The 24,030-nt window shown below is 67.3% G+C and carries 21 protein-coding genes; 8 read left to right on the top strand and 13 right to left on the bottom strand.

All coding sequences use genetic code 11. From position 1 onward, the window contains the following. The first annotated feature begins 64 nt into the window (after positions 1-64). From EFAMC1_RS06930 to EFAMC1_RS06920, 3 genes are all read left to right on the top strand, one after another. Positions 65-1,750, top strand: coding sequence for an aminotransferase class I/II-fold pyridoxal phosphate-dependent enzyme (locus tag EFAMC1_RS06930; protein ID WP_154053574.1), 1,686 nt, complete (start codon positions 65-67; stop codon positions 1,748-1,750). Between the two features lie 230 nt (positions 1,751-1,980). Beyond that, the gene (locus EFAMC1_RS06925) at positions 1,981-3,087 is read left to right on the top strand and encodes a hypothetical protein (RefSeq protein ID WP_154053573.1); all 1,107 of its coding nucleotides are present in this window, start codon (positions 1,981-1,983) and stop codon (positions 3,085-3,087) included. A gap of 366 nt (positions 3,088-3,453) precedes the next feature. Next, entirely contained in the window at positions 3,454-4,452 is a 999-nt protein-coding gene (locus EFAMC1_RS06920; RefSeq protein ID WP_154053572.1) for a cation diffusion facilitator family transporter, read from the top strand. An 84-nt stretch (positions 4,453-4,536) separates the two neighbouring features. On the opposite strand, the gene yihA is transcribed toward EFAMC1_RS06920, so the two are convergent. The 4 genes from yihA to EFAMC1_RS11225 form a co-directional block, all read right to left on the bottom strand. Beyond that, positions 4,537-5,130 (bottom strand): ribosome biogenesis GTP-binding protein YihA/YsxC, encoded by a 594-nt coding sequence (gene yihA, locus EFAMC1_RS06915; RefSeq protein ID WP_154053571.1) that lies wholly within the window; start codon positions 5,128-5,130, stop codon positions 4,537-4,539. A 283-nt stretch (positions 5,131-5,413) separates the two neighbouring features. Beyond that, positions 5,414-8,161: a DEAD/DEAH box helicase gene (locus tag EFAMC1_RS06910; RefSeq protein ID WP_154053570.1), complete on the bottom strand. Its 2,748-nt coding sequence runs from the start codon at positions 8,159-8,161 to the stop codon at positions 5,414-5,416. A 271-nt stretch (positions 8,162-8,432) separates the two neighbouring features. Continuing rightward, positions 8,433-11,045, bottom strand: coding sequence for an excinuclease ABC subunit UvrA (locus EFAMC1_RS06905; RefSeq protein ID WP_187324595.1), 2,613 nt, complete (start codon positions 11,043-11,045; stop codon positions 8,433-8,435). Positions 11,046-11,078: 33 nt separating this feature from the next. Then, complete coding sequence (locus tag EFAMC1_RS11225) at positions 11,079-11,696, bottom strand: Fic family protein (RefSeq protein ID WP_261981813.1); 618 nt, start codon at positions 11,694-11,696, stop codon at positions 11,079-11,081. Positions 11,697-12,230: 534 nt separating this feature from the next. On the opposite strand from EFAMC1_RS11225, the gene EFAMC1_RS06895 reads away from it, so the two are divergent. Beyond that, complete coding sequence (locus EFAMC1_RS06895) at positions 12,231-13,868, top strand: beta-glucuronidase (protein WP_154053569.1); 1,638 nt, start codon at positions 12,231-12,233, stop codon at positions 13,866-13,868. A 90-nt stretch (positions 13,869-13,958) separates the two neighbouring features. Here the strand turns inward: EFAMC1_RS06895 and EFAMC1_RS06890 are convergent, their stop codons facing one another. Then, entirely contained in the window at positions 13,959-14,237 is a 279-nt protein-coding gene (locus EFAMC1_RS06890; RefSeq protein WP_154053568.1) for a hypothetical protein, read from the bottom strand. 17 nt (positions 14,238-14,254) lie between these two features. Between EFAMC1_RS06890 and EFAMC1_RS06885 the strand changes: the two genes are divergently transcribed. Both EFAMC1_RS06885 and EFAMC1_RS06880 read left to right on the top strand, forming a co-directional pair. After that, positions 14,255-14,536 carry a type II toxin-antitoxin system Phd/YefM family antitoxin gene (locus EFAMC1_RS06885; protein ID WP_154053567.1) on the top strand — a complete coding sequence of 94 codons (282 nt, stop codon included), beginning with the start codon at positions 14,255-14,257 and terminating at the stop codon, positions 14,534-14,536. A 1-nt stretch (position 14,537) separates the two neighbouring features. Next, positions 14,538-14,945 carry a type II toxin-antitoxin system VapC family toxin gene (locus EFAMC1_RS06880; protein ID WP_261981823.1) on the top strand — a complete coding sequence of 136 codons (408 nt, stop codon included), beginning with the start codon at positions 14,538-14,540 and terminating at the stop codon, positions 14,943-14,945. A gap of 84 nt (positions 14,946-15,029) precedes the next feature. Here the strand turns inward: EFAMC1_RS06880 and EFAMC1_RS06875 are convergent, their stop codons facing one another. The 3 genes from EFAMC1_RS06875 to EFAMC1_RS06865 all read right to left on the bottom strand — a co-directional run bounded on the left by EFAMC1_RS06875 (position 15,030) and on the right by EFAMC1_RS06865 (position 18,171). Further along, a complete protein-coding gene (locus EFAMC1_RS06875) occupies positions 15,030-16,397 on the bottom strand; it encodes an MFS transporter (RefSeq protein ID WP_261981812.1) in 1,368 nt (455 codons plus the stop codon). Positions 16,398-16,515: 118 nt separating this feature from the next. Further along, positions 16,516-17,169: an amino acid ABC transporter permease gene (locus EFAMC1_RS06870; protein ID WP_154053565.1), complete on the bottom strand. Its 654-nt coding sequence runs from the start codon at positions 17,167-17,169 to the stop codon at positions 16,516-16,518. An 87-nt stretch (positions 17,170-17,256) separates the two neighbouring features. Next, complete coding sequence (locus EFAMC1_RS06865; protein WP_154053564.1) at positions 17,257-18,171, bottom strand: substrate-binding periplasmic protein; 915 nt, start codon at positions 18,169-18,171, stop codon at positions 17,257-17,259. 404 nt (positions 18,172-18,575) lie between these two features. Between EFAMC1_RS06865 and EFAMC1_RS06860 the strand changes: the two genes are divergently transcribed. Further along, entirely contained in the window at positions 18,576-19,706 is a 1,131-nt protein-coding gene (locus EFAMC1_RS06860) for a 5-methyltetrahydropteroyltriglutamate--homocysteine S-methyltransferase (protein ID WP_154053563.1), read from the top strand. A gap of 152 nt (positions 19,707-19,858) precedes the next feature. On the opposite strand, the gene EFAMC1_RS06855 is transcribed toward EFAMC1_RS06860, so the two are convergent. From EFAMC1_RS06855 to EFAMC1_RS06845, 3 genes are read right to left on the bottom strand one after another with little or no spacing between them, the layout of a single operon-like run. Beyond that, a complete protein-coding gene (locus EFAMC1_RS06855; protein WP_154053562.1) occupies positions 19,859-20,536 on the bottom strand; it encodes an MATE family efflux transporter in 678 nt (225 codons plus the stop codon). Positions 20,537-20,551: 15 nt separating this feature from the next. Then, the gene (locus EFAMC1_RS06850) at positions 20,552-20,890 is read right to left on the bottom strand and encodes a hypothetical protein (protein ID WP_154053561.1); all 339 of its coding nucleotides are present in this window, start codon (positions 20,888-20,890) and stop codon (positions 20,552-20,554) included. A 60-nt stretch (positions 20,891-20,950) separates the two neighbouring features. Beyond that, positions 20,951-21,244: an AEC family transporter gene (locus EFAMC1_RS06845; protein WP_154053560.1), complete on the bottom strand. Its 294-nt coding sequence runs from the start codon at positions 21,242-21,244 to the stop codon at positions 20,951-20,953. Positions 21,245-21,715: 471 nt separating this feature from the next. Between EFAMC1_RS06845 and EFAMC1_RS06840 the strand changes: the two genes are divergently transcribed. Continuing rightward, complete coding sequence (locus EFAMC1_RS06840; protein ID WP_154053640.1) at positions 21,716-22,429, top strand: glutamine amidotransferase-related protein; 714 nt, start codon at positions 21,716-21,718, stop codon at positions 22,427-22,429. 188 nt (positions 22,430-22,617) lie between these two features. Here the strand turns inward: EFAMC1_RS06840 and EFAMC1_RS06835 are convergent, their stop codons facing one another. Together EFAMC1_RS06835 and EFAMC1_RS06830 are read right to left on the bottom strand one after the other, a co-directional pair. Next, positions 22,618-22,800, bottom strand: a complete 183-nt coding sequence (locus EFAMC1_RS06835; RefSeq protein ID WP_154053559.1) for an Arc family DNA binding domain-containing protein — start codon at positions 22,798-22,800, stop codon at positions 22,618-22,620. Between the two features lie 75 nt (positions 22,801-22,875). Next, entirely contained in the window at positions 22,876-23,898 is a 1,023-nt protein-coding gene (locus EFAMC1_RS06830) for an SPFH domain-containing protein (protein ID WP_154053558.1), read from the bottom strand. Positions 23,899-24,030: the final 132 nt, after the last annotated feature.

Raw genomic sequence — 24,030 nt, 5'->3', positions numbered from 1 at the left:
AAGCCCGAAACTCCAAGTAAGTTCAATTTACCAGTAGAAATTGAACCTGTGGATTGAGGTGGGTATGGAAAACGAGTTCGCCTCCCGGCTCAGGGCCGCGATGGAGGTCCGCGGCCTCAAGCAGTCCGACCTCGTCCACGCCGCCGCAGAGGTGGGCGGTCACCTTGGCAAAAGCCAGGTGAGCCAGTACGTGAGCGGCAAGACCGTGCCAAGGCCGGCCCCGGCCGCGCTGCTCGCGCGAATCCTCGACGTTCCCGAGGCGTGGCTCCGCGAGGGTGCGGGAGACTTTGAGCTGGCAGGCGCCGGCGAGGAATCGGCGATCGCCAGCAACGGGTCGGCGGGTGCCAGTGGCTGTGATTCGGAAGGTACCGGCAATCCCGACGAGCCGACGGGGCCCAGCCATGAGCCGGCAGCCGCCAGCCGACAGCCGGAGCCCAGCGGCGAGCGAGCTACTGCGCGGCCTGAGGCCGCGGCCCCGGGCGCGGTGCCCGCGGCCAAGTTCGATCATACCTCCACCCAAGGGAGCGTCCCCATGCGTCAGTTCAAGAAGTCCTCGAAGCTCGATAACGTGCTCTACGACGTCCGCGGCCCGGTGGTCGACGAGGCCGCCCGCATGGAGGCCAAGGGCCAGCGCATCCTCAAGCTCAACATCGGCAACCCGGCGCCCTTTGGCTTCCGCGCGCCCGACGAGGTGGTGCAGGACATGCGCTACCAGCTGCCCGAGTGCGAGGGCTACTCCGACTCGCGCGGCCTGTTCTCGGCGCGCAAGGCCATCATGCAGTACGCGCAGATCAAGGGCCTGCCCAACGTGCAGATGGAGGACATCTACACCGGCAACGGCGTCTCCGAGCTCATCAACCTGTGCCTGCAGGCGCTGCTTGACAACGGCGACGAGATCCTCATCCCCAGCCCCGACTACCCGCTCTGGACCGCGTGCGCCACGCTCGCCGGCGGCACTCCCGTGCACTACCTCTGCGACGAGCAGGCCGAGTGGTACCCCGACATGGACGACATCCGCGCCAAGGTGACGCCGCGCACGAAGGCCATCGTCATCATCAACCCCAACAACCCCACGGGCGCCCTCTACCCGCGCGAGGTGCTGCAGGAGATCGTCGACATCGCCCGCGAGAACCAGCTCATGATCTTCTCGGACGAGATCTACGACCGCCTCGTCATGGACGGCCTGGAGCACGTCTCCATCGCGAGCCTGGCGCCTGACCTTCCGTGCGTCACCCTCTCGGGCCTCTCCAAGAGCCACATGATCGCGGGATACCGCATCGGCTGGATGGTGCTCTCGGGCAACAAGCGCTGCATGCGCGACTTCATGCTGGGCGTGAACATGCTCTCCAACATGCGCCTGTGCTCCAACGTGCCGGCGCAGTCCATCGTGCAGACGGCCCTCTGGGGTCACCAGAGCGTGAACGACTACATCGTGCCGGGCGGCCGCATCTACGAGCAGCGCGACTGCGCGTACAAGGGTCTCAACGAGATTGACGGCATCACGGCGGTGAAGCCCAAGGCGGCGTTCTACATCTTTCCGAAGCTCGACGTGAAGAAGTTCAACATCACCGACGACGAGCAGTTTGCGCTCGACCTGCTGCATGACAAGCACGTGCTCATCGTGCCGGGCAAGGGTTTCAACTGGGGTGAGCCCGACCACTTCCGCGTGGTCTACCTGCCGCGTCGTCGCATCCTGCGTGAGTGCATGGAGGACATCGCGGACTTCCTCAGCACGTATCGGCAGAACTAGGGCCGAGGCTGTGACAAGGGGCGGCGCGAGGCGAGGCCGATAGTTGCGCCGCTTTTGCGGTGACGGGAATTTGCGGGCTGTGGGGCGGCTTTCAGCCCTTACACTGAACCGCTGGTGCCGGGTGCCCGGAAGGGCCGAGACGAATGACACGGATGATCTGAGTTGGAGAATCCGGCACGGTGGCGCGGAAGTGCCCATGTTGGCGCCGGGAGGCGCAAGAAGGAGACGCAATGTCTGAGTTCGAGAACGACGAGACGATTGACGAGACGAGCATCCAGGACGAGGAGATCGCCGAGGAGACGTCCGTTGACGACGACGTGACCGCCGAGGACGAGCAGGACGCCGAGGCTGACGACGAGGCCACGAGCGATTCCGATTCCGATGACGCCGAGGAGGAGCAGGGCGTCAACGAGAAGCTCGTCGCGAAGGTGAAGCGCGCCGAGAACCTGCTGTTCCGTCGCCGCGTCTCCCTCGAGCGCGCCGCCGAGGAGAACCAGGGCAAGGCGAGCACGCTCGTGCGCGCCCTCAAGCTCCTGCAGCTCAAGCCCAAGATGCAGCAGAAGGAGATGGCCGACCTGCTGGGCATGCGCCTGCGCGAGCTTGACGCCGTGCTGGCCGATGCCGAGAAGAAGGACCTCGTGGGCCGCATCGAGCCCGAGGAGCCCGACATGCGCAAGGTCGTCGTCTTCGCCGAGGACGACGCCATCGAGCGCGCCGAGGCTGCCGAGCGCAAGGGCGAGGACCTCGTCCCCGGCCTCTCCGAGGAGGACGCCGAGCAGCTCCTGTCCCTGCTTGACAAGGTGATCGACCCGCTCGTGGCCCTGGGCCTCGATGAGCCGCGCGAGGACCGTGGCCGTGGCGGCTTTGGCGGTCGCGGCGGCGACCGTGGTGGCGACCGCGGCGGCTTCCGTGGCGGTCGCGACAGCCGTGGCGGCTTCGGTGGCCGTGGCGGCCACGACGACCGTGGCGGCCGTGGCGGTCGCGGCGGGGACCGTGGTGGCGACCGCGGCGGCTTCCGCGGCAACCGTGACGACCGCGGTGGCCGTGGCGGCTTTGGCGGCCGTGACGATCGCGGCGGCCGCAGCTTTGACCGCGGTGGCGACCGCGGTGGCTTCCGCGGCAATCGTGACGATCGCGGCGGCCGCAGCTTCGACCGCAACAACGACCGTCGTGACGACCGCGACAGCCGTGGCGGCTTTGGCGGCAACCGCGGTGGCTTCGGTGGGAACCGCGGCGGCTTTGGCGGCAACCGTGGCAGCTTTGGCGCCCGCGACAACCGCGACAGCCGTGGCGGCTATGGCCGCAGCAACGGCGGCTACCGTGGCGGCAACCGCTAGGAAGCGCATCTGCGCCGGAGTGCGACCCGTTCGTGTCCGGCTCGCGTGACGAGGAGGGCCCCGAAGCCGTCAATCCGGCTTCGGGGCCCTCCTTGTGCTACAAGCTGCGGCGACGATACGCGTGCCGGTCGGCTGCGGTCTGAGGTCGGGTCATGTGCCAGGCTATCCGGGACGGTCCCGCCCATCCGCTCAGCCCAACTTCTTCCCGTACTCGTAGAAGCCCTTGCCGGCGGCAACGCCCGTCTCGTCCTTGTCGACCTTCTCCTTGAGCAGGGCCACGCTCCTCTAATGATGCCCGGTTTGGGGAACACTCTTGCGTGGCATCGGCGAGCGGCAGGCATGGGAGATGCGGGAGGGAATCGCGACATGACGGACTGGCTCTCGAGGCTGTTCGTGAAGGACTACGGGCGCGTCAACGACCCCAAGGTGCGCGTGGGCTACGGCATCCTCGCCGGCATGGTGGGCATCGTGCTCAACGTGGCGCTCTGCCTGGCCAAGGGCATCGTGGGCCTGGCCTCGGGCTCGGTCTCCATCGTGGCGGACGCCGTGAACAACCTCTCCGACGCCTCGAGCAACGTGGTGAGCCTCATCGGCTTCAAGCTCGCGAGCCGTCCGGCCGACCCGGGCCATCCCTACGGCCACGGGCGCTACGAGTACCTGGCGGCGCTCGTCATATCGGTGCTGGTCACGTCGGTGGGCATTGAGCTGGCCCGCAGTGGCTTCGAGCGCATCCTCAGGCCCGAGCCGATCGAGTGCAGCTGGGCACTCATCGCGGTGATGCTGCTCTCCGCGGCGGCGAAGGTGTGGATGATGAGCTTCAACAAGACGCTGGGGCACCGCATCGACTCGGAGGCCCTCACGGCCACGGGCGTCGACTCGAGAAACGACGCGCTCACGACGATCGCGGTGCTTGCCTGCACGCTGGTCTCGCGGGTCACCCACCTGGAGCTCGATGGCTGGGTGGGCCTTGCGGTGGGCCTCTTCGTGCTGGTGAGCGGGCTTCAGCTCATCCGCGAGGCGCTGGACACGCTGCTTGGCAAGGCGCCGTCGGACGAGCTCGTGAGCCACATCCGCAACGAGATCCTGAGCCGGCCGGGCGTGCTGGGCATGCACGGGATCATGGTCCACGACTACGGTCCGGGCCGCAAGTTCGCGAGCGCGCACGTGGTGATGCCCGCCGAGGAGGACCCGCTCGAGGCGCATGCGGTGCTCGAGGGCATCGAGCAGCAGTTCCTTCGCGAGGACGGCATCGTCATGACGCTGCACTGGGACCCGGTGCGGACGAAGGACGGCTACGCGGGCGTCTTCGAGGGTGCCGGCATCCCCGACGGCATCAACGAGTCCGCCCACGGGGAGGACGGGTAGCGACCGGGCCCGGCGGTTTGGGCGTTAGGGGGCGGGGCCTGCGTGGCGCTGGCTTCCCACGCGCCGCCGGGGCCCCGTACCGCCCTACCCGCGCAGCGCCTGCTCGATCGTGGTCTTGAGCTCGTTCATGCCGATGCCGCTCGTGGCCGAGGTGACCACGACGGGCACGTTGCTCGGCAGGGTGAACTGGCGGGCGAGCGCCTGGGCCTGCTGGGCGGCCCTGCTCTTGCTGAGCTTGTCGGCCTTGGTGAAGGCGACGCAGAACGGAAGCTCGAGCTTGAGCAGGTAATCGACCATTTCCTCGTCGAGGTCCATCATGTCGTGGCGGATGTCGACGAGCGCCACGACGAGTCGGATGTTGCGCCCGCCCTCGAAGTAGCCGCCCATGAGCTCGTTCCAGCGGTCCTGGTCGTGGCCGCCCACGCGCGCGAATCCGTAGCCTGGCAGGTCGACGAAGTCCACGCCCTCCACCGCGAAGAAGTTGATGGTGGTGGTCTTGCCCGGCTTGGAGGAGACCTTCACGAGGCTCTTGCGGTTGAACAGCTTGTTCATGATGGATGACTTGCCCACGTTAGAGCGGCCTACGAAGGCGATCTCGGGGCGGCCGGGCTTGGGCAGCTGGGCCGACGTGCCGGCGGCGTGCGTGATCTTCACGAGGTTGTAGTTGAGCTTGGCCATGGACGGCTCCGTTTCCTTGGGCTCTCGTGGCGTTCCAGTCTACTCGACGCCGTGTGCGGGCGGGAGGGAGCGGGGCGGCGGGCCCGCGGAATCTCCGTGGCAGGGTCGGCTGCGCCCGCAAGGGCGGGCGACGCGGGTGGACTCGCGCAATCTCCGTGGTGACGCGGTGCGGCGCCCAAATAGTATCGAAAACGGACTTTTTTTCTTTTGCAAGGCAGGCCGACTACCTGCGGTAACATAAGAAAAATGCAGGTAGTCTACCTGTGCAAAAGTCATCCGTTATCTAGAGTTTTTGCCCGTCCTGCTCCATAAGCTCCTCTATCGAGCCTGCGCGGTAGTTCTTGAAGACGACCTCGCCCTGCTCCTGCGTGGCGTCGAGGTTCAGGTCGGCCTTGATTTGGAAGTCATTGTCGCCGTCGGCGTCGTGGAGGATCTGCGTGACGTGCCAGACGTGGTCGGACTTCTCGTCGGACTCGTCCACCTGGAAGTATGCCGTGCTGCGGGCGTCCGCGTCGAGCAGCAGCTCGTCGTGGGCGTCGTGGAACTCGTCCAGGACGGCTCGCCAGCGCCGCTCGCCAAAGCCCCAGAGCTGGTCGAGGCCACCGAGCGTCGGCAGCTCCTCGGCCTTGAAGAGGCGCACGCGGCGCCACAGGGCGTTGCGCACGAGCACCGTGAGGCCGTGGCGGTCCTTGACCACGGCGTCCGCCACCTCGGGCGGCAGGGCATCGGGTACCTCGCCCGCGGCCTCCCAGGCGTCCACGAGGCTGGAGTCGGTGGTGCGCACGATGAAGCCAAGCCACGCCACGATGTCATCGAGGCTCTCGGAGCGCTTCTCGGTGGGCACGGTGCGGTCGAGCACGCGCCAGGCGTCCGAGAGGTAGCGCAGCAGCGTTCCCTCCGAGCGCGCGAGCTTGTAGTGCTGGATGTAGGTCTTGAAGTCCGCGGCCGTCTCGAGTATGTCGCGCAGGATCGATTTGGGGCGCAGGCAGTAGTCGCGCGCCCACGGTACCTTCTCGCAGTAGGTCTCGAAGGCGGCGTTGAGCTCGTCCTCGAGCGGCTTGGGGTAGGTGATTTCGGCGAGCTTGTCCATGCGCTCGTCGTACTCGAGCCCCTCGGCCTTCATCTCGGCGAGGGCCCTCCCGCGCGCCTCGCGCTCCTGGGCACGAAGCACCTGGTAGGGGTCCTCGAGCGTGGCCTCCACCATGGAGATGAGGTCGAGGTCGTAGGTGTCGCTCTCGGGGTCGAGCAGCTCGAGCGCCGCGAGCAGGAAGGGCGAGAGCGGCTGGTCGAGCGCGAAGTCCTCGGGGAGGTCGACCGTGAGGCTGTAGACGGCCGGGCTCGCGAGCGGCGAGGCCGCGGCGGCGGGCAGGGCCTCGAGCAGCTGCGGGCTTGCCGCGTCGACGGCGTCGGCGAGCTCGGTGCGCTCGATGACACCGGCGTCGATGAGGGTGGCGAAGATCTCGTCGGCACGGGACACGAGCTGGGCCTTCTCGGTGTCGGTCTGAAGCGAGTCGGCGATGAGGCGCATGATGCGGCCGTGGGCGTCGGCCCCCTGCTCGCATTCGGCGAGCACCATCGAGTTGGTGATGCGCAGGCGCGGCACGAGGGTCTCGGGCGGGGCGGCGATGAGGCGCTCGAAGGTCTCCTTGCCCCAGTTGACGAAGCCCTCGGGCGGGCGCTTCTTCTTGACCTTGCGCTGCTTCTTGATATCGCCGCCGGCCTTGAGCAGGGCCTTGGCGTTCTCGATCTCGTACTCGGGGGCCTCGGCGATGACGCGGCCCTCGGTGTCGAAGCCGGCGCGTCCCGCGCGGCCCGCGATCTGGTGGAACTCTCGCGAGCGAAGGCGGCGCATGCGGTGCCCGTCGTACTTGGTGAGGGCCGTGAGCAGCACCGTGTGGATGGGCACGTTGATGCCCACGCCCAGCGTGTCGGTGCCGCAGATGACGGGCAGAAGGCCCTGCTGCGCGAGCTTCTCCACGAGCAGGCGATAGCGCGGGAGCATCCCCGCGTGGTGCACGCCCACGCCGCAGCCGAGCAGGCGCTGGAGCGTCTTGCCAAAGGCCGTGGTGAAGCGCGTGCCCTTGCAGGCCTCCTTCACGGCGTCGCGCTGCTCCTTGGTGGCCACGCCGTAGCTCGCGAGCGACTGCGCGGTGTTGAGCGCCGCGTCCTGGGCGAAGTGCACGATGTAGATGGGGGCGTCGCCGTCGCGCAGGGCCAGCTCGACGGTGGCCTCGAGCGAGGTGTCCACGTACTGGTAGGAGAGGGGCACCGGGCGCTCGGCCTGGGTGACCTCGTTGACCGTGCGGCCGGTCTGGCGCCCGAGCGCCGCGCTGATGGCGCTCGTGTCGCCCAAGGTGGCGCTCATGAGCAGGAACTGCGTGTTGGGCAGGGTCAGGAGTGGCACCTGCCAGGCCCAGCCGCGGTCGGCCTCGCCAAAGAAGTGGAACTCGTCCATGGCGACGGCGGCCATGTCGCTCGCGGCCCCCTCGCGCAGGGCCTGGTTGGCGAGGATCTCCTCCGTGCAGCAGATGACGGGGGCGTCCGTGTTGATGTGGGTGTCGCCGGTGATCATGCCAACGTTGTCACGGCCGAGCACCTCCACCAGGTCGAAGAACTTCTCGGAGACGAGGGCCTTGATGGGTGCGGTGTAGTAGGCGCGCCTGTGCTGGCAGATGGTCATGTAGGCGAGGCCCAGCGCGACCATCGACTTGCCCGAGCCCGTGGGCGTGCCCAAGATCACGTGGTCGCCGGCGGCCAGGTCGAGCAGCGCCTCCTCCTGGTGGGGCCAGAGCTCCATGCCGCGCCCGGCGCACCAATCGAGGTAGCGATCGAGCGCCTCGTCGGGGGTGAGCGGGGCCTCGGGCTCGTAGTCGGGCCATTGCTTGGGGTCGAACCAGAGGTCTGGCACCAGCTCGCCAAGCGAGCCGGGAGCGGCGGGACTGGTGGCGGGGGCGTCCTCGGAAGTGGCGCCGGTGGGGTGTTCTTGCACGGTGTGCGTCCTCTTAGCTGCGGTGACGGTGTTGGCATCCATCTTACCGTGCCCGACGCGCCGCCGCTAATGCCGCGACGCCGCTAACACCGTAGCGCCGCTACGCCGTGCGGCCGTCGTCCATGCCGTAGCCCTTGGGCATGGCCGAGAACGGGGTGAGGCCCCTGGCCATGATGGCCTTGAGGCCGCCATGCTCGGAAAACAGCTGCTCCTGCGCCTCGTGCGAGCGAGTGCAGGTAGTCCGAGTCGCCGGCGCCAGCGGCCTTGACCTGCTCGCGCAGCTTGTTGAAATGGGTTGGGATGCGTGCGGGCCTCAGAGGTAGCGGCCCGTGACGCTCTCGGGGCAGGCGGCGATCTCTGCGGGCGTGCCGGTGGCGACGATGCGGCCGCCGCGCTCGCCGCCGCCGGGGCCGAGGTCGATGACGTAGTCGGCGTTGCGGATGACGTCGAGGTCGTGCTCGATTACCACCACCGTGGCGCCGTGGGCCACGAGCGTGTCGAACACGCCGAGCAGTGTGGCCACGTCGAGCGGGTGCAGGCCGATGGTGGGCTCGTCGAACACGAAGACCGTGTCGTCCTGCGCGCGCCCCATCTCGCTTGCGAGCTTGAGGCGCTGCGCCTCGCCGCCGGAGAGCGCCGGCGTGGCCTCGCCCAGCGTGAGGTAGCCAAGCCCCAGGTCGGAGAGGGTCTGCAGGCGAGCCTGCGCACGGCGCAGCCTCACCGTGGCCTCGAGGGCCTCGTCCACGCTCATGGCCATGAGCTGCGGCAGCGAGAGCTCGCTGCCGTCCGCCGCCGCGCGCGTCACGGAGCTTGCCGCCTTCGCGTAGCGCGTGCCGCCGCAGTCCGGGCAGGGGATGTCGACGTCGGGCAGGAACTGCACGTCGAGCGAGATCTGGCCCGTGCCGTCGCAGGTGGGGCAACGCAGGCGTCCCGTGTTGTACGAGAAGTCTCCCGCCTTGTAGCCGGCCTCCTTTGCCGCCGCCGTGCGCGCGTAGGCGCGGCGCAGCTCGTCGTGCACGTCCGCGTAGGTGGCTACGGTGCTTCTAACGTTGATGCCGATGGGCGAGGAGTCGATGAGCTCTGCGCGGCGGACGCCGTCGGTCTCTACCGCGTGCACGTGGGCGGGCAGGGGAGTCCCGGCGGCCTTGGCGTTCACGGCGGGCACGAGGCTCTCGAGCACGAGCGTGGTCTTGCCCGAGCCCGAGACGCCCGTCACGGCCACGAGCCGCCCGCGCGGGATGTCGACCACGAGCGGCTTGACGGTATGGATGGCCCCCGTCTCGAGGTGAATGCACCCCGTCACATTCTCTTCCGTATGATTTGTCACATTTCCGGCCCGCTCGGCCTGCCCCGCCGCGGGTGCATCGCCGCACGGCTCGACGCCGCCGCGCACCACCCGTTCGCGTCCGGCCAGGAAGGGCCCGATGCGGCTTGCCGGGTCATGCTCGACGCCGTCCACGGTTCCCTGGGGGATGACGTGCCCGCCCTTGGCGCCGGCGACCGGGCCCATCTCCACGAGCCAGTCGGCCTCGGCGAGGATGCGCGTGTCGTGGTCGACCATCACCACGGAGTTGCCGTCGGCGATGAGGTCGCGCATGATGCCCACGAGGCCGTCGATGTTGGCGGGGTGCAGGCCGATGCTGGGCTCGTCGAGCACGTAGAGCACGCCCGTCGTGCGGTTGCGGACGCTTCGGGCCAGCTGCACGCGCTGGCGCTCGCCGGTCGAGAGCGTGGCGCCCGCCCGGTCGAGCGAGAGGTAGCCAAGACCCAGCTCGAGCAGCCTGCGCGCCGTGTCGGCAAAGCTCTCGCAGATGCGCTCGGCCATGGGGCGCATCTCGGCGGGCAGAGTCTCGGGCACGCCCGCCACCCAGGCACGCAGGTCGTCGAGGGTCATCTCGCACGCCTGGGCCAGGTTGATGCCGCGCACGAGCGGCCCACGCGCGGCGGCCGAGAGACGCGTGCCGCCGCAGTCCGGGCACGGCCCCTCCTTGAGAAACCTTGCGACGCGCTTGAGGCCCTTCTCGTCCTTGACCTTGGAGAGCGCGTTCTCTACCGAGTAGACGGCGTTGAAGTAGGTGAAGTCGAGCTCGGCGAAGCCGTCGCCCTTCTTGGGCTTGTAGAGGATGTGACGCTTCTCGGCGGGGCCGTGGAAGACGATGTCGCGCTCGGCGGGCGTGAGCTGGTTGAACGGCACGTCGGTGCGCACGCCCATCTCGCGGCAGACTTGCTTCATGAGGTCCCACATGAGGCTGCCCCACGGCTTCACGGCCCCGTCATCGATGGAAATGGTCTCGTCGGGGACGAGCGTGGACTCGTCCACCGTGCGCACGATGCCGGTGCCGCCGCAGGTAGGGCAGGCCCCGGCACTGTTGAACGCGAGGCTCTCGGCGCCAGGGCCGTGGAACGTGGCGCCGCAGTGCGGGCACGTGATGGGCTGGTCGGCCGCGACGGCAAGCGTGGGCGGCACGTGGGTGCCGCACGTTGGGCACTGGTGGCTGCCGCAGCGGCTGAACAGCAGGCGCAGGCTGTTGAGCAGCTCTGACATGGTGCCAAAGGTGGAGCGGACGCCGGGGACGGCCGGGCGCTGGTGCAGGGCGAGCGCCGCCGGCACGTAGAGCACCTCGTCCACCTGCGCACGCCCCGCCTGGGTGAGCCGGCGGCGCGTGTAGGTGGAGAGCGCCTCAAGGTAGCGCCGCGAGCCCTCTGCGTAGAGCACGCCCAGCGCCAGCGAGCTCTTGCCCGACCCCGACACGCCGGCGATGCCCACGAGCCTGCCGAGCGGGATGTCCACGTCGACGTTCTTGAGGTTGTGGACCCGCGCCCCACGTACCTCGATGTTTGTGGGAGTTGTCGGACTATTGGCTATCGCATGCGTGGGCGTTTCAGGCCTGCGGCTTGCCTTGGGCCCGTCGGGCTTCGTCACCATGGCTGTTCCTTCCGACGTCTGGTGCGCCTCACATCATAGGAGCCCCACGACGTGACGCCCGGCATCGGTGAGCCGGTACGTTGCCGGCGTCGCCTTTGTCCGGCACAGGAAGCCGGCCTCCACGAGCTCGTCGAATGCCTTGCGGGCCGTGGGACGGGAGACGCCGAGGTGACTTGCGACATCGGTGGCCCGCGTCTCGTGGAAGGCGTCGAAGAGCTCCATCTGCGCGGCGTAGTGGAGCACGGAGCGGGGCCTATCTCTAACGGCTTGGCAATTCTCGAGACTGGCGCGGATGACTTGCAGCGCCTGCTGCTTCTCCGAGAGGTTTGCGATGAGGTCGTCCTGCGCCTCGCCGATGAGGCGGAGCATGGTCAGGACGAACGGCGTTGCCTCCGCGGCGTTGAGCTTGCGTTCCACGATGTCGAATGCCCGCTGGTACTCGGCCTTGTTCTCCGCAATGGTGCGCGAGAGCGAGAGAACCGTCGGCTGGGAGAGGGGCTCGCTGAGGTGGAGGGCCAGGAGATAGCGTCCCGTCCGTCCGTTGCCGTCGTAGAACGGATGAATGTGCTCGAAGAGGAAATGGCAGAGAAGTGCACTGCACGTCTCGGGGATGTCCTCGGACCGAGAGAGGGCGAGCCACTGCGTGAGCATCTCCTCGATCCTGGACTCGGGCGAGACGCCCTCGTGGACCGTCTGGCCGCGAGGGCCCGTGATGACAACCTGCCCGCTGCGGAAGAGCGTCTCTCAGTGCTGTGGACTCCCTCGATCTCGTTGCTGTAGACGACCTCGTCCATGATGAGGGACCGGATACATGCGCCAAGCGCGATGGGAGGGAGAGAGCGCCACAGGGCCGACACCTTGCGCTCGCGCCGCAGGATGCGCTCGTTGGCGAGGGACAGCTCGCGCGGCACGGCGAGGAACAGCTCGCCCGTATCAAGCCGGATGCCCGTGCGGAACGAGGACTCGCTCGTGAGCCGCTCCTGGAGAAGCCGTTCCCGGGAGGCGAAGCGATCTGAGCTTGGGTCGGCGTAAAGCGCCTTCTCGAGCGTCTGGTAGCCCATTGGACCCTCCTCGTGAGGTGACGCGTGGCGGTTTTCTGCGCTCCCGAGCCCCCGAATTTGGCTAGCTGCAGCCGGCGCGGGTAGAAGCTGGTCAAAAGGCGGGCCAGGAGTCGGGGGCGGAGACGTGCGCAAGTTTGTGGTGGGAACGAGGAAGCTGGGAGTCGCGCATCCTCGCGACAGGCGGGTCATCTCGTACGACATTGAGATGACCGAGGTTACGGGCGGTACGTTCTGGAAGCCCTTCACGCCGGCGCAGGTTGCCGGCACGGAGCCGTATCCCCAGATGCGCCTGCCCGAGGGCGTTCCGTCCGAGCTCGACATGTCATCGCTGCTTGGTGACACGAAGCACCTCATGGCCCGGCGCGGGCCCATCGACCTGGGAAATGAACGGCTGCGCATGCTCGCGCGCGCCATCGGCCCGTCGTGGGTCCGCGTGAGCGGCTCGTGGGCCACGGGCACCTACTACGACTTTGACGGCCACACCGGCGGCACGGCACCCGCTCCATACCGAGCCGTGCTGACGCTTGCGCAGTGGCGGGGCGTGCTCGACTTCGTCCGCGCGGTCGGCGGCAAGCTGCTTGTGTCGTTTGCCGTGCTGCCGGGGCTTGGCAACGAGGAGTGCCGCGCGCTTGGGGGCACGGGCGCGTGGGACCCGGCGCAGGTGCGGATGCTGCTTGACACAGCGGGCGAGCTGGGTACGCCCGTCTCGGCGGTGGAGTTCTGCAACGAGCCGAACATATCGTTCATGGGATCTGCGGGCGCGGACGGCAGGCCCTACGTCCCGGACGGCTATGCCCAGGACCAGGACGCGTTCTATCGCATGATGCGGCGGGAGTACCCGGGCGTCCTGCTCGTGGGGCCGTGCGGGGCGATGGACCCGGTGACGCCCGAGCTCGCCGGCCTGCCGCTTGTGCGCGCGCTGGGCGACTCGTTCGTGACGAGCGGCCGGCTGCTCGAGGCGTGCCACGAGGCGCCCGACGTATTCAGCTACCACATCTACGGAGGGGTCTCCGAGCGCGGTGCCGCGTTTGGCCACCACTGGGACGCCGACGAGGCGGCGAGCGACGCGGCGCTTGACGTGGCTGATGAGGCCCGCCGCTACTACGAGCCGCTGCGCGACCGCACCTGCCCAGACGCGCCCCTCTGGGTCACGGAGTCGGGGGACGCCAACTGCGGCGGCAACACGTGGGGATCGACCTTTCTCGACGTGTTTCGCCAGGCCGACGAGCTCGCGAGGTTTGCCGCGGCGGCGCCCGGTGGCGTGCTCTTCCACAACACGCTCGCGTCATCGGACTATGGCCTTCTGGACGAGGGCGACCTCATGCCGCGTCCCAACTGGTGGCTGCTCTGGCTTTGGCGAAGGCTCGTGGGCAACGGCGCCTATGACCAGGACAGTCTCGTGCTCTCACGCGTTTCGGGGGAGGGCCAGGCGCACGTCTACGCGTTTGCCCGTGCGGGGCATATCCTGGGGGCGACGCTCGTTGTCATCAATAGCTCGCAGGTAGACGAGCTGTGCCTTGTGCTTCCCGTGGCAAGCGAGCGGTACACCCTGAGCTCGTCGGAGGCCCCGGCGTTCGGGTTCGTCTCGACGGGCCAGCTTCGCGGCCGCCATGTCCTGCTCAACGGGAGACCGCTCGAGCTGGGTTCGGGCGACGAACTTCCGAGCCTGTGCTCGTTTGCCGTTCGGCAGCCGCGTGGCAAGGTGACGCTCCAGCCGGGCACGGTGAGCTTCCTCACGCTCCGCACGCTGCGGCTTAGCTGAGGCCACCGATGTGCCCCAGGGTGTTGCGTGCGCGTCCCGCGCGTGCTCCCCGTGCGCCCGAGCGGTTATGAGGTGAGTGGCGCTGGCCCGCTACTTGCCGAGGCCCGAGATGCGCTCGCGGACGTGGGCGTCGGAGCCGGTGCGCTCGGCCTCGTCGAGCATGGCGACGGCGTAGTCGGCGTAGGAGATGGATGAGACGCCGGCCTCGTTGGTCGCGAGCTCGTCGCCGGCCAGCAGGTACTCGCCCGCGCGCGGGCCGTCGGCCGCGAACTCGGCTGCGTGCGGACAGGTCGCGATGGGATCGGGTTGCGCCCGGGGCGAGAGTTGCCGATCTTGAATATGGCCACAACAAGTAGTATGTAGCCACATAGTGAGAGGGGAACCAGATGGGCATGACGACGGTGGGAGTGCGTGAGGCCAAGAACCGCTTCAGCGAGCTGACGTCGCAGGTGAACGCGAGCGGCTCGAGCGTGATGGTGCTCAAGAACGGCAAGCCGTGGGTGACGATCGTGCCAGCGGACGAGACGGCGCGCAGGCGGGCCGAGCGGCTGGCAAGGTTCCGTGCCCTCACCTCGCGCATCGATGGTTCGGAGAACGAACCCGTGTGGGATGCCGGGGTGTCCGACCGCGAGCTTCTGGGCGAGGAGAGGATGAGGCGATTTGGCTAGGGTGCTGCTCGACACCAACGTCATCCTCGACTACCTCAGCGCCTCGCGACCGGAGCACGCGGCCGCGACGAACCTCCTCGAGGCCCTGTTCGAGGAGGGCTTTGAGGTGCTGGTCCCGGCGGGGTCGCTCAAGGACGCCTACTACATTCTCTGCCGCAAGTACCGCGACGAGGCCATCGTCCGCGAGCGGCTCCGGGGCTTCTCCGCGATTGTGGAGCTGGGTGAGCTCACGCGGGAGGTCGTCGACCTCGCGTTCTCGTCGGACGAGCCCGACTTCGAGGACGGCATCGTGCGGGCCACAGCTGAGCTGGGAGGCGCGGAGGCCATCATCACGCGAGACGTCCAGGCCTTTGCGCGCTCGGTCGTCCCGGCGATGACGGCGCGGGAGTTCTGCGAGGGCCTGGGGTGACGAGGCGACCGGCGGTGTGATGCGGTTGTCTGGCGCGAGCGGCTGGCGTGAGGCCGAGCCACGCCGCGGGCGCCTGCCCCGTAGCTAGTGCGCGCCCAGGTCCCTGGAGCGAAATGCGTAGGCGAACATCGCCACCACGAGCAGGAACGAGGTGGCGAAGGCGGCCGTGAGGCCATCGGCAAAGGTGGGCAGCGCCGTGGCAAAAACGCCGAAAACGGCCACGCCGAGGGCACCGCCCACCTGGCGCATCGTGTTGAAGACGGCGCTTGCGATGCCGCCCTGGTTGGCACTGGCACTTCTCAGCACCAGCGCGGAGAGGGCCGGCGTGCCGATGGCGCCGCCAAAGCCCACGATGATGGTGCCGGCCGCCACATGGGCCAGCGTGAGCGCCTGCGAGCCCGCTATGAGCACGGCAAACCCCACCAGCATGCAGCCAAATCCCACGAGCAGGGCGAAGCGGAAGCCCTTGCCGCCGATGAGGCGGTCGCTCCAGAGGTTGCCGAGGACGCCGGTGAACGCGCAGGGCACGAAGGCCATGCCGCTTATGAAGGGCGTGAGCCCCAGGTGCTGCTGGAGCGCGAGCGTGCTCATGAAGACGAGGCCGTTCCAGTTGAGGATCATCGAGAAGCCGCCGAGCATCGCCATGCGCATGGCACGCGAACCAAACAGGTCGAGCGGCATCATGGGGTAGGGTACACGCGACTGCGACCAGATGAACGCCACGATGGCGACGATGCCCACGACGAGCAGGGAAAGCGGAAGGCCGACGAGGCTCTCGGAGCCGCTCTGGATGATGCCGCCCACGAAGCAGCCGAGGCCGACGATGGCAAGCACCTGCCCCACGAAGTCGAACGGCGCGCGCATGGTGGGCGAGGGCTTGAGCCTGGGCACGAGCGCAAGGATGGCCAGGCAGAACGGGATGTTGATGAGGAAGGTGAGGCTCCAGTGGATGGGCACGAGGATGCCGCCGAGGATGGGGCCCACCGCCGTGGAGACCGAGCCGCCGATGCCCCAGAACGCGAGCGCCTTGGAGCGGCTGGGGCCGTCCGGGTAGCCCTCCTTGATGAGTGCCAGGCTCGAGGGCATGACGAGTGCCGCGCCGGTGCCCAGAAGCGCGCGTCCCGCCACGAGCACGGCGATGGTGCCCGCAAATCCGCAGACGAGCGAGGCGGCGCAGAAGAGGGCCATGCCGATGCCGAAGATGCGCTTGGAGCCGTGGCGGTCCGAGAGGTTGCCGGCAAGCAGCAGGAGCGTCGCGAACGGCAACGTGTAGCCGTCGACCACCCATTGCTGCGCCGCCATGCCGCCGCCCAGCTCGGCCTCGATGGTGGGGAGCGCCACGTTGGTGATGAAGGTGTCCATGCAGACGATGAACATCGCCACCGAGGCGAGCAGCCCCGGGATGGCGCTGTGGTGCTCGCGGGAAGTTGCGCTTTGGCTGGTTGCTGGCATGAGAAGGCCCTTTCCTCTTTGTCCGGCAGAAGAGGATAGTGCAGCCGTCACATTTCCTTCCGGATGATTTGTCACATTGCGCGCAATGTGACAAATCATCCGGAAGGAAATGTGACAGCTAGCGTCGAAGTGCCCGCTCCCAGAGGCGGCCGAGGGCGGAGAGCGCCATCACGATGACGTAGTAGATGATGGCCGCCACGAAGAATGGCTCGAACGCGCGGTAGGTGAAGGCCTGGATGCTCTCCGCCGCGCGCATGAGGTCCATGAGACCAATGACGGAGACGAGGGCCGAGCTCTTGAGCACGGTGATGATCTCGTTGACCAGCGCGGGCACCACGGAGCGAAGCGCCTGCGGGATGATGATGTGCGCCATCGTGGGCACGTAGGGCACGCTCAGGGCCTTGGCCGCGTCGTACTGGCCCCGGTCGACGCCCTCGATGCCGCCGCGCACCGCCTCCGAGATGGTTGCCGAGCCATTGAGCCCCAGCGTGAGGATGCCGGCGGCAAGCATCGAGATTTTGTAGCCCGTGAGCTGCGGCGTTGCGAAGTAGGCCATGAACAGCAGCACGATGAGGGGCACACCGCGGAAGATCGAGGTGTAGAAGTCCAGCACGAGGCGCAGTGGCCGGCACGGGAGCACCTTGAGCACGGCGATGACCGCGCCCAGCACGAAGGCGAGCACGAGCGACGCCCCCGTTACCTGGAAGGTCACGACAAGCCCGCTTGCGAACATGGTCATGTACGGCGCTATGAGCTGGAAGTTCAGCGACATGGGTACCTCGATTCGAGAACGGGCCGGCCAGGGGCATGCCCCAGCCGGCCCGCGCGTGTGACAAGCGAGTACGCCTGGACGTCTCCGCTACTCGGCCTCGGCGGCCTCGGTGGCCTTGTCGCCCCAGACGAAGCTCTCGTTCGTCCACTTGGCGATGAACTTGTCCATCGTGCCGTCGGCGATCATCTCGCCCACGCAGTCGTTGAACGCGGGGATGAACGTGGCGCCCTTCTTGGCCATGATGCGGTAGACGCTCACGTACTGGTCCGTGTCGGCGGAGGGCAGCAGCCCCAGCACGGTCTCGGGGTTAGCCTGCTGCATGGCGAGGCCCTCGGCGCCGTCGCAGATGTAGACGTCGGCGCGGCCGGCGAGCACCTCCTGCAGGCACTGGTCGCCGCCGTCGAAGGTCGTGAGCTCGTTGTCGGGCAGGGCGGAGGTGACGAACTTGTTCTGCACGGTGCCCGTGGTGCAGGTGAGCTTCTTGCCCTTGAGCGCGTCGAGGCTCTCGAGCTTGTCGCCGCCCTTAGAGAGGGCGCCGACGAGCGGCTGGTAGTAGCCGCGCGTGAAGTCGAACGTCTGCTTGCGCTCGTCGTTGGAGCTCATCGGCATGGTGAACGAGGTGTCGCTGCCCTGCACGGAGGCCAGCGTGGCGGCGAAGTCCTGGGCCTCGAACTCGTAGTCGAAGCCGAGGCGCTTGGCCATCTCGTCCATGACGTCGATGTCGAGGCCCACGAGCTTCTGCGAGCCGTCGTTCTGCGGCTGCATGGAGCGGAACGGGGCAAAGGCGTCGTCGCCCACGAAGGTGAGCTTGGTGCCGGCGAGGCTGTCGCCCGACGTGGCGGCCGAGGTGCTGGCTGCGGTCGTGGGGGCCTGCTGCGTGCTGCCACAGCCGGCGAGGGCGAGCGGGGTGGCGATGGCACCAACGCCCATAAGGGCGAGGAAGCTGCGGCGCGTGAGGCCGCGGGTGGCGTGCGTGTCAGCGGTGTGCTGGGGCTGGTTCATGAGCGAGGCCTTTCTTGGGTCTGGGAGCTCACGGGGAACTCGACGTTCAGAGCGCTCCCCATTCTAGCCTCGCGGGACCGTAATCCCAATAGCCTGGTAGGAATGTATGGTTTTGCGGGCATCCTGCTTGCGAGATGTGGCGCTACCAGGCCTTGCGAACTGCGCGGTGCTTGGGCCCGCTTGCGAGACGTGTGGTTTTGCCGCCGACCACTTACGCGGCGGCGCGTGGCCTGCCGGGCCCCTATGCGGCGCGGGCTTCTGCGCGGGGCATGCAGGGCCATAGAAGCAGCCTATGGTGTGGCATGCGCAGATGGTATTTCCCGTGGCCTCCGATTCCGTATAGGGTTGATGGCGTCAAACGAGCACGCACGGCGATTGCGCCGACAACCCCACGGGAGACATCCATGAGCACTCTTCACACCCCCTTCCGCTACGACTACGTGGGCAGCTTCCTGCGCCCCGACGTCCTCAAGCGGGCCCGCGCCGACCGCGAGGCCGGCCTCATCTCCGCCGAGCAGCTGCGCACCGTCGAGGACATCGCCATCCGCGACCTCGTGGCCAAGCAGAAGGCCGCCGGCTACCACGTCATCACCGACGGCGAGTTCCGCCGCAGCTACTGGCACCTCGACTTCATGTGGGGGCTCAACGGCGTGAGCCACAGCGTGGCGCGCGAGGGCTACCAGTTCCACGGCGAGGAGACCACGGCCGACACCGCTGTCGTGACCGGACCCATCTCCGGCGAGAACCACCCGTTCGTGGAGGACTACAAGTTCGTGAAGCAGTTCGAGGAGGAGGGCGTCGTCGCCAAGCAGACGCTTCCCTCGCCTGCGCAGACCCTCTCCGAGCTCAAGCTCAATCGCGTCGACGGTCAGCTCGAGAGCCTGCGCGCCGTCTACGGCGACGACGAGGAGAAGCTCGTCTCCGACCTCGCTGCGGCCTATCGCACGGTGTTTCTCGAGCTCTACGCCGCCGGCTGCCGCAATGTCCAGCTCGACGACTGCACCTGGGGCATCTACTGCGACAAGGATTTCTCCAAGAAGCTGGGAATCGACACCATCACGCTCAAGAAGATCTCCGACGAGGGCGTGCACATCAACAACCTTGCGCTCGTTGGCCTGCCGGCAGACCTCAACGTCACCACGCACGTGTGCCGCGGCAACTACCACTCCACCTACGCGTTCTCCGGCGGCTACGACCCGGTTGCCCCGTACCTGTTTGCCCAGGAGGACGTCTCGGCGTTCTACCTGGAGTTTGACGATGCCCGCTCCGGTAGCTTCGCGCCTCTGGCCTACGTGCCCGAGGGCAAGAGGGTCGTGCTTGGCCTCGTGACCACCAAGAGCCCGCGCCTCGAGGACAAGGACGAGGTCAAGGCCCGCATCGCCGAGGCCGCCAAGTACGTGCCGCTCGAGAACCTCTACCTCTCGCCGCAGTGCGGCTTCGCGAGCTGCGAGATTGGCAACAAGCTCACCGAGAGGGAGCAGTGGGCCAAGCTTGCCCTCGTCAAGGAGATTGCCGAGGAGGTCTGGGGCGAGTAAGGGCCCTTTCCTCTTGGTCGAACCTGGCTGTGCCTCTGGCGGGCGGTCCCGATGCGTCGGGGCCGCTCGCCTTTTGTGTGCGGTGATGATGGCGTTGCCAAGCGCGTTGATGGCGCGCTGCAGGATGAGCGAGCCCATGGCATAGATGCAGCTCATGAACGCCATCGAGAGACCTGCGTGACCATGTCGAAGTAGGGGCGCCGGTCGAGGGCGAAGTTCTCGCGCTGGGGCAGGAGGTCTCGGTGGTGGCGCCAGATGTAGCGGGCGCAGAGCAGAGTCGCGAGCGCCTGGCCAAGCACGTTGGTGAGCGTCGACACCTGGATGCCAAAGCCCATTCCGGAAATGAGCACGAGGTCAAGGCCAAGGGTCACGAGACCCGACGCAAGCAGGAACCAGAGCGGGGCCGCGCTGTTGACGATGGCGCGGAGGAATCCGGCCAGCGCGTTGTAGAAGAGCGTCGTGAAGAGCCCGTCGCAGACGATGACGATGTTGGAGTAGGCCTGGTCGAAGATTTCGGGCGGGGTGTTGAGGAACTCCATCGCGAGGCGCAGCGCCACGAGCGATGCGGCGGTGAGGATGATGGCACCGATGACGTTGAGCACGAGTATCGCGGCGACCGAGCTGCGCAGGCGCTCGCGGTCGTGCGAGCCGAAACACTGGGCGACGACGATGCCGCGGCTGCCGTTGGGGCCCCAGGAGAAGTTGATGATGAGCGAGTAAGACGAGTTCGTGGCGTCGATGGCCGCGATGGCGGAGTCACCCAGGCTATAGCCGGTGACCATCATGTCGCCGATGTTGTACGCCTGCTGCAGCGGGGTGCTGAGGAACAGCGGTGCGGGTGCGTCTCAAAGTGCCTTGGTGCAGAACGAATGGTGCAGAACGAACACGTCCCCAATTGTCCAATTGTCCCTGAGCTCGGCCTGCGCCACGAGCGCGCCCACCACGAGCATGGCAAGTGGCGAGGTAATCTCGCCGATGCTCGCGAGCACGCTCCGGGCTTCCGCAGGCGGCTGCCAGCCGGTGAAGAACACCGCGATGGCGATGAGGCAGGCGTAGACCACGGGCGCCTTGAGTATGTCGAGCGGGGACTTCTTCTGGTCGTCCTTTCCGCTGGCAGACAGGATGGCAAAGCCAATCGTGAAGTTGAACACCGTGGTGACCATGTCAAAGATGCTCGCCCCCATGGCGCTGCGCTGGCCCAGGATGGCGAACGCGATGGGGATGCCGGGGAACGACGTGTTGGTTCAGGTGCCGGCAAAGAGGTAGGGGCCGTGCTGCTCCCTGGGCGTGCGCAGGAGGTGGTTGCAGAGCCAGCAGGTTCCGAGCAGCGCAAGCCACAGCACCGTGGCGAGGGCGAAGCTCCAGGGCACCTCGGTCGAGGCGGCGGAGGGGTCGAGCTCCGTTGCGGAGGAAACCACGAGGCAGGGCATGGCGATGTCAATGACGAGGTTGGAGATGTGCTCGATGGTGTGGTCGTCGAGGTAGTCGAGCTCGCCGGCAACGTAGCCCACGGCCACGATCACGAGCATGCCACCCATCTGCCCATGGCCTCAAAGGGAGAAACCATCCGCCGCAGTCTCCTTTGCGAGCCGTTTCTGGGCGGACCTCGTGCATTGCCAAACTCGGGCATTGAAGCGCGCGGAGGGGGCGAGATGGTTGAACGCCGGTAAAGAATAGGGTCCCTGAGCTGGGTGTATCGGTTTCAGGGATTACGGGCGTGGACAAGGGCTCCGGCCTGTCGTTCCAACGAGAACGAGAGAAGCGTCCGCATCGTGTAACAAATGGGTGAACGCATGGTCGGTAGCACGGGATCCGGGATGGCTGCGGGCCCCAGATTGCCGGCAGTGGGCGCCGGGCTGCCGGCTGTGCGGCTCCCCAGGGGCCGGCCTCTCGGCACTCCGTTGGCCGTCGACAGGCGTGGGTGTACGGAGCGTTTCCATTTTGTTTGGCGGCCTTGCACGGGATTACCATGGCCAAAACCATGACGAGAGGGGTTGGCTGTGGGCGGCATGCGCGTGCACTTTGTGATTCACGAGTCGTTTGAGGCGCCGGGTGCGTACGAGGAGTGGGCCCGGGCGCGCGGTCATGAGGTCACGTATACGCGCCTGTATGCGGGGGACGTGCTGCCGGCGAGCCCCGAGGGCATCGACCAGCTCATTGTGATGGGCGGACCTCAGTCTCCAGCCACCACTAAGGCCGAATGCCCATACTTTGACGCCGCGGCCGAGGAGCGGCTCATCCGTGTCTGCGCCGATACGGGCATGCGCGTGGTGGGCGTGTGCTTGGGCTCTCAGCTCATGGGTGATGCGTTTGGCGGCTCTTTTGGCCATAGCCCGGAGCGTGAGATTGGTCTGTTTCCCATCGGGCTCACGGCCGAAGGTCTTGCAGACCCGCTGCTCGTGAGCCTGGGCGAGGGCCTGCCGGTGGGTCACTGGCATGGCGACATGCCGGGGCTTGCGCCTGGTGCCGAGGTGCTGGCGACGAGCGCAGGCTGTCCGCGGCAGTTAGTGCGCTATGCCGAGGGTGTCTACGGATTCCAATGCCATCTCGAGTTCACGAGCGAGTCCATCAAGGGTATCGTTGCGGCTTCGACTGACGAGCTTGCACGGTATGCCGATTGTCCCTACGTGGAGTCTGCGGAAGCCCTGCTCGCCCATGACTATCGTCCCATGAACGAAGCCCTGTTTGGCTTCCTCGACCGCCTGGCGGCAACGGCTCGCTGACTTGATGCGACTGGCAACAGCCGTCCGTTAACCCGGCACAACCGAGATGGCAGCGGGGAAATCCGGGCGGGCGCTAGGTGACGGCAACGGTTCGCTTGCCTGGCGCAGCCGAGATGGTGGCTCGCGGTCTGCCTGCAGCCTGCAAAATAACGCCGGGCGGCCATGAGGCCGTCCGGCGCATGAGAGCCTTATGCATCGGCATCGCGTGAGGGCTTCTTGTCTTTATCGGGCAACCGACCGGCCCTGCGCAGGGCATCCCGCAGCATCCATTCCACCTGACCGTTGGCGCTGCGCATCTCGTCGGCCGCCCACTGCTGAACGGCCTCCCAGATCTCGGGGTCTATGCGGAGGGGATATTGCTTGCGCGCCATGGTGCCACCGTTCGTGAGTGCGCCGGTGCCAGCCCGCGCCGCGAGGCGGGGTCGGTGCCGGTCGAGTATTCCTGCCTAGTACAGCGATCCGGTGTTGACCACGGGCTGCGCCTCGGACTCGCCGCAGAGCACCACCATGAGGTTGGACGCCATGGCCGCCTTGCGCTCGTCGTCCAGGTCGAGCACGCCGTCCTCGGAGAGCTTGGTCACCGCCATGTCCACCATGGAGACGGCGCCCTCGACGATCTTCTTGCGAGCGGCGATGACGGCCTCTGCCTGCTGGCGGCGCAGCATCGCCGGCGCAATCTCGGGTGCGTAGGCGAGGTGAGTGAGGCGCGCGTCATCCACGGCTACGCCCGCAGGGGCAAGACGGCGGTCGAGCTCGGCCTTGAGGGTTTCGGAGACCTCCTCGATGTCGGAGCGCAGCGTGATTGACTGGCTGGAGGCGTCGTCGTCCTCCATGTGGTCGTAGGCGTAGACGCTTGCCACGTGGCGCAGCGCCGTCTCGGCCTGCATGGACACGTAGCTGGGGTAATGGTCCACGTCAAAGAGGGCACGGGCAGTGTCGGCCACGTGCCAGACCACGACGCTCGCAATCTCGATGGGGTTGCCCATCTTGTCGTTGACCTTGAGCTTGTCGCCGTTGAGCGTACGGGCGCGCACGGACACGGTGGTGGAGAGGCCCTTGCCGGCCTTGGCTTTGCTCGTGAGCAGGATGTCGAGCGGGGCGTCGGCGCTCGAGAGCGAGCGGCTGTAGAAGGGGTTTGCCCAGAAGAAGCCGCTCTTGCGCACCGTGCCCTTGTAGGTGCCGAACAGGATGCAGACGCGCGCCTGGCCGGGCTGCACGGTGAAGAAGCCAGCAACGGGGATGCACCAGAGGCAGAGCAGGACGATGGAGGTGGCGAGTGCGACGCCGGCGCTGGCGGGGACAGAGGCCTCGGGGTAGGAGGCGACGTTTATGCTGGTGATGACGACTGCCGCCACGAGGATAACGAGCAGGGCTGCCATAACGAACAGCATGCCCCAACCGGTCTTGGCCTCAAGGGGCTTTTCGGAACTGTGCGGCGTTGGGTTCGTCTGAGGTGTGCGAGCGCTCATGAGAGTTCCTTTCGACCATGCCGGCGCGCTGGCGCCTGTATGCGCCCAGTTGGAGGCGGGGAGGGTCGGGCCCCGAGCCGTCGCTGCTGCGATGCTGAGACCATTGTGATATCACATTGAGACCACGTCAAG

The organism is Olsenella uli (genome assembly GCF_901212675.1).
Classification (GTDB): domain Bacteria; phylum Actinomycetota; class Coriobacteriia; order Coriobacteriales; family Atopobiaceae; genus Parolsenella; species Parolsenella uli_B.
The sequence above is the reverse complement of the archived record's forward strand: the minus strand, read 5'-3'. Positions and strand labels throughout refer to the sequence as shown.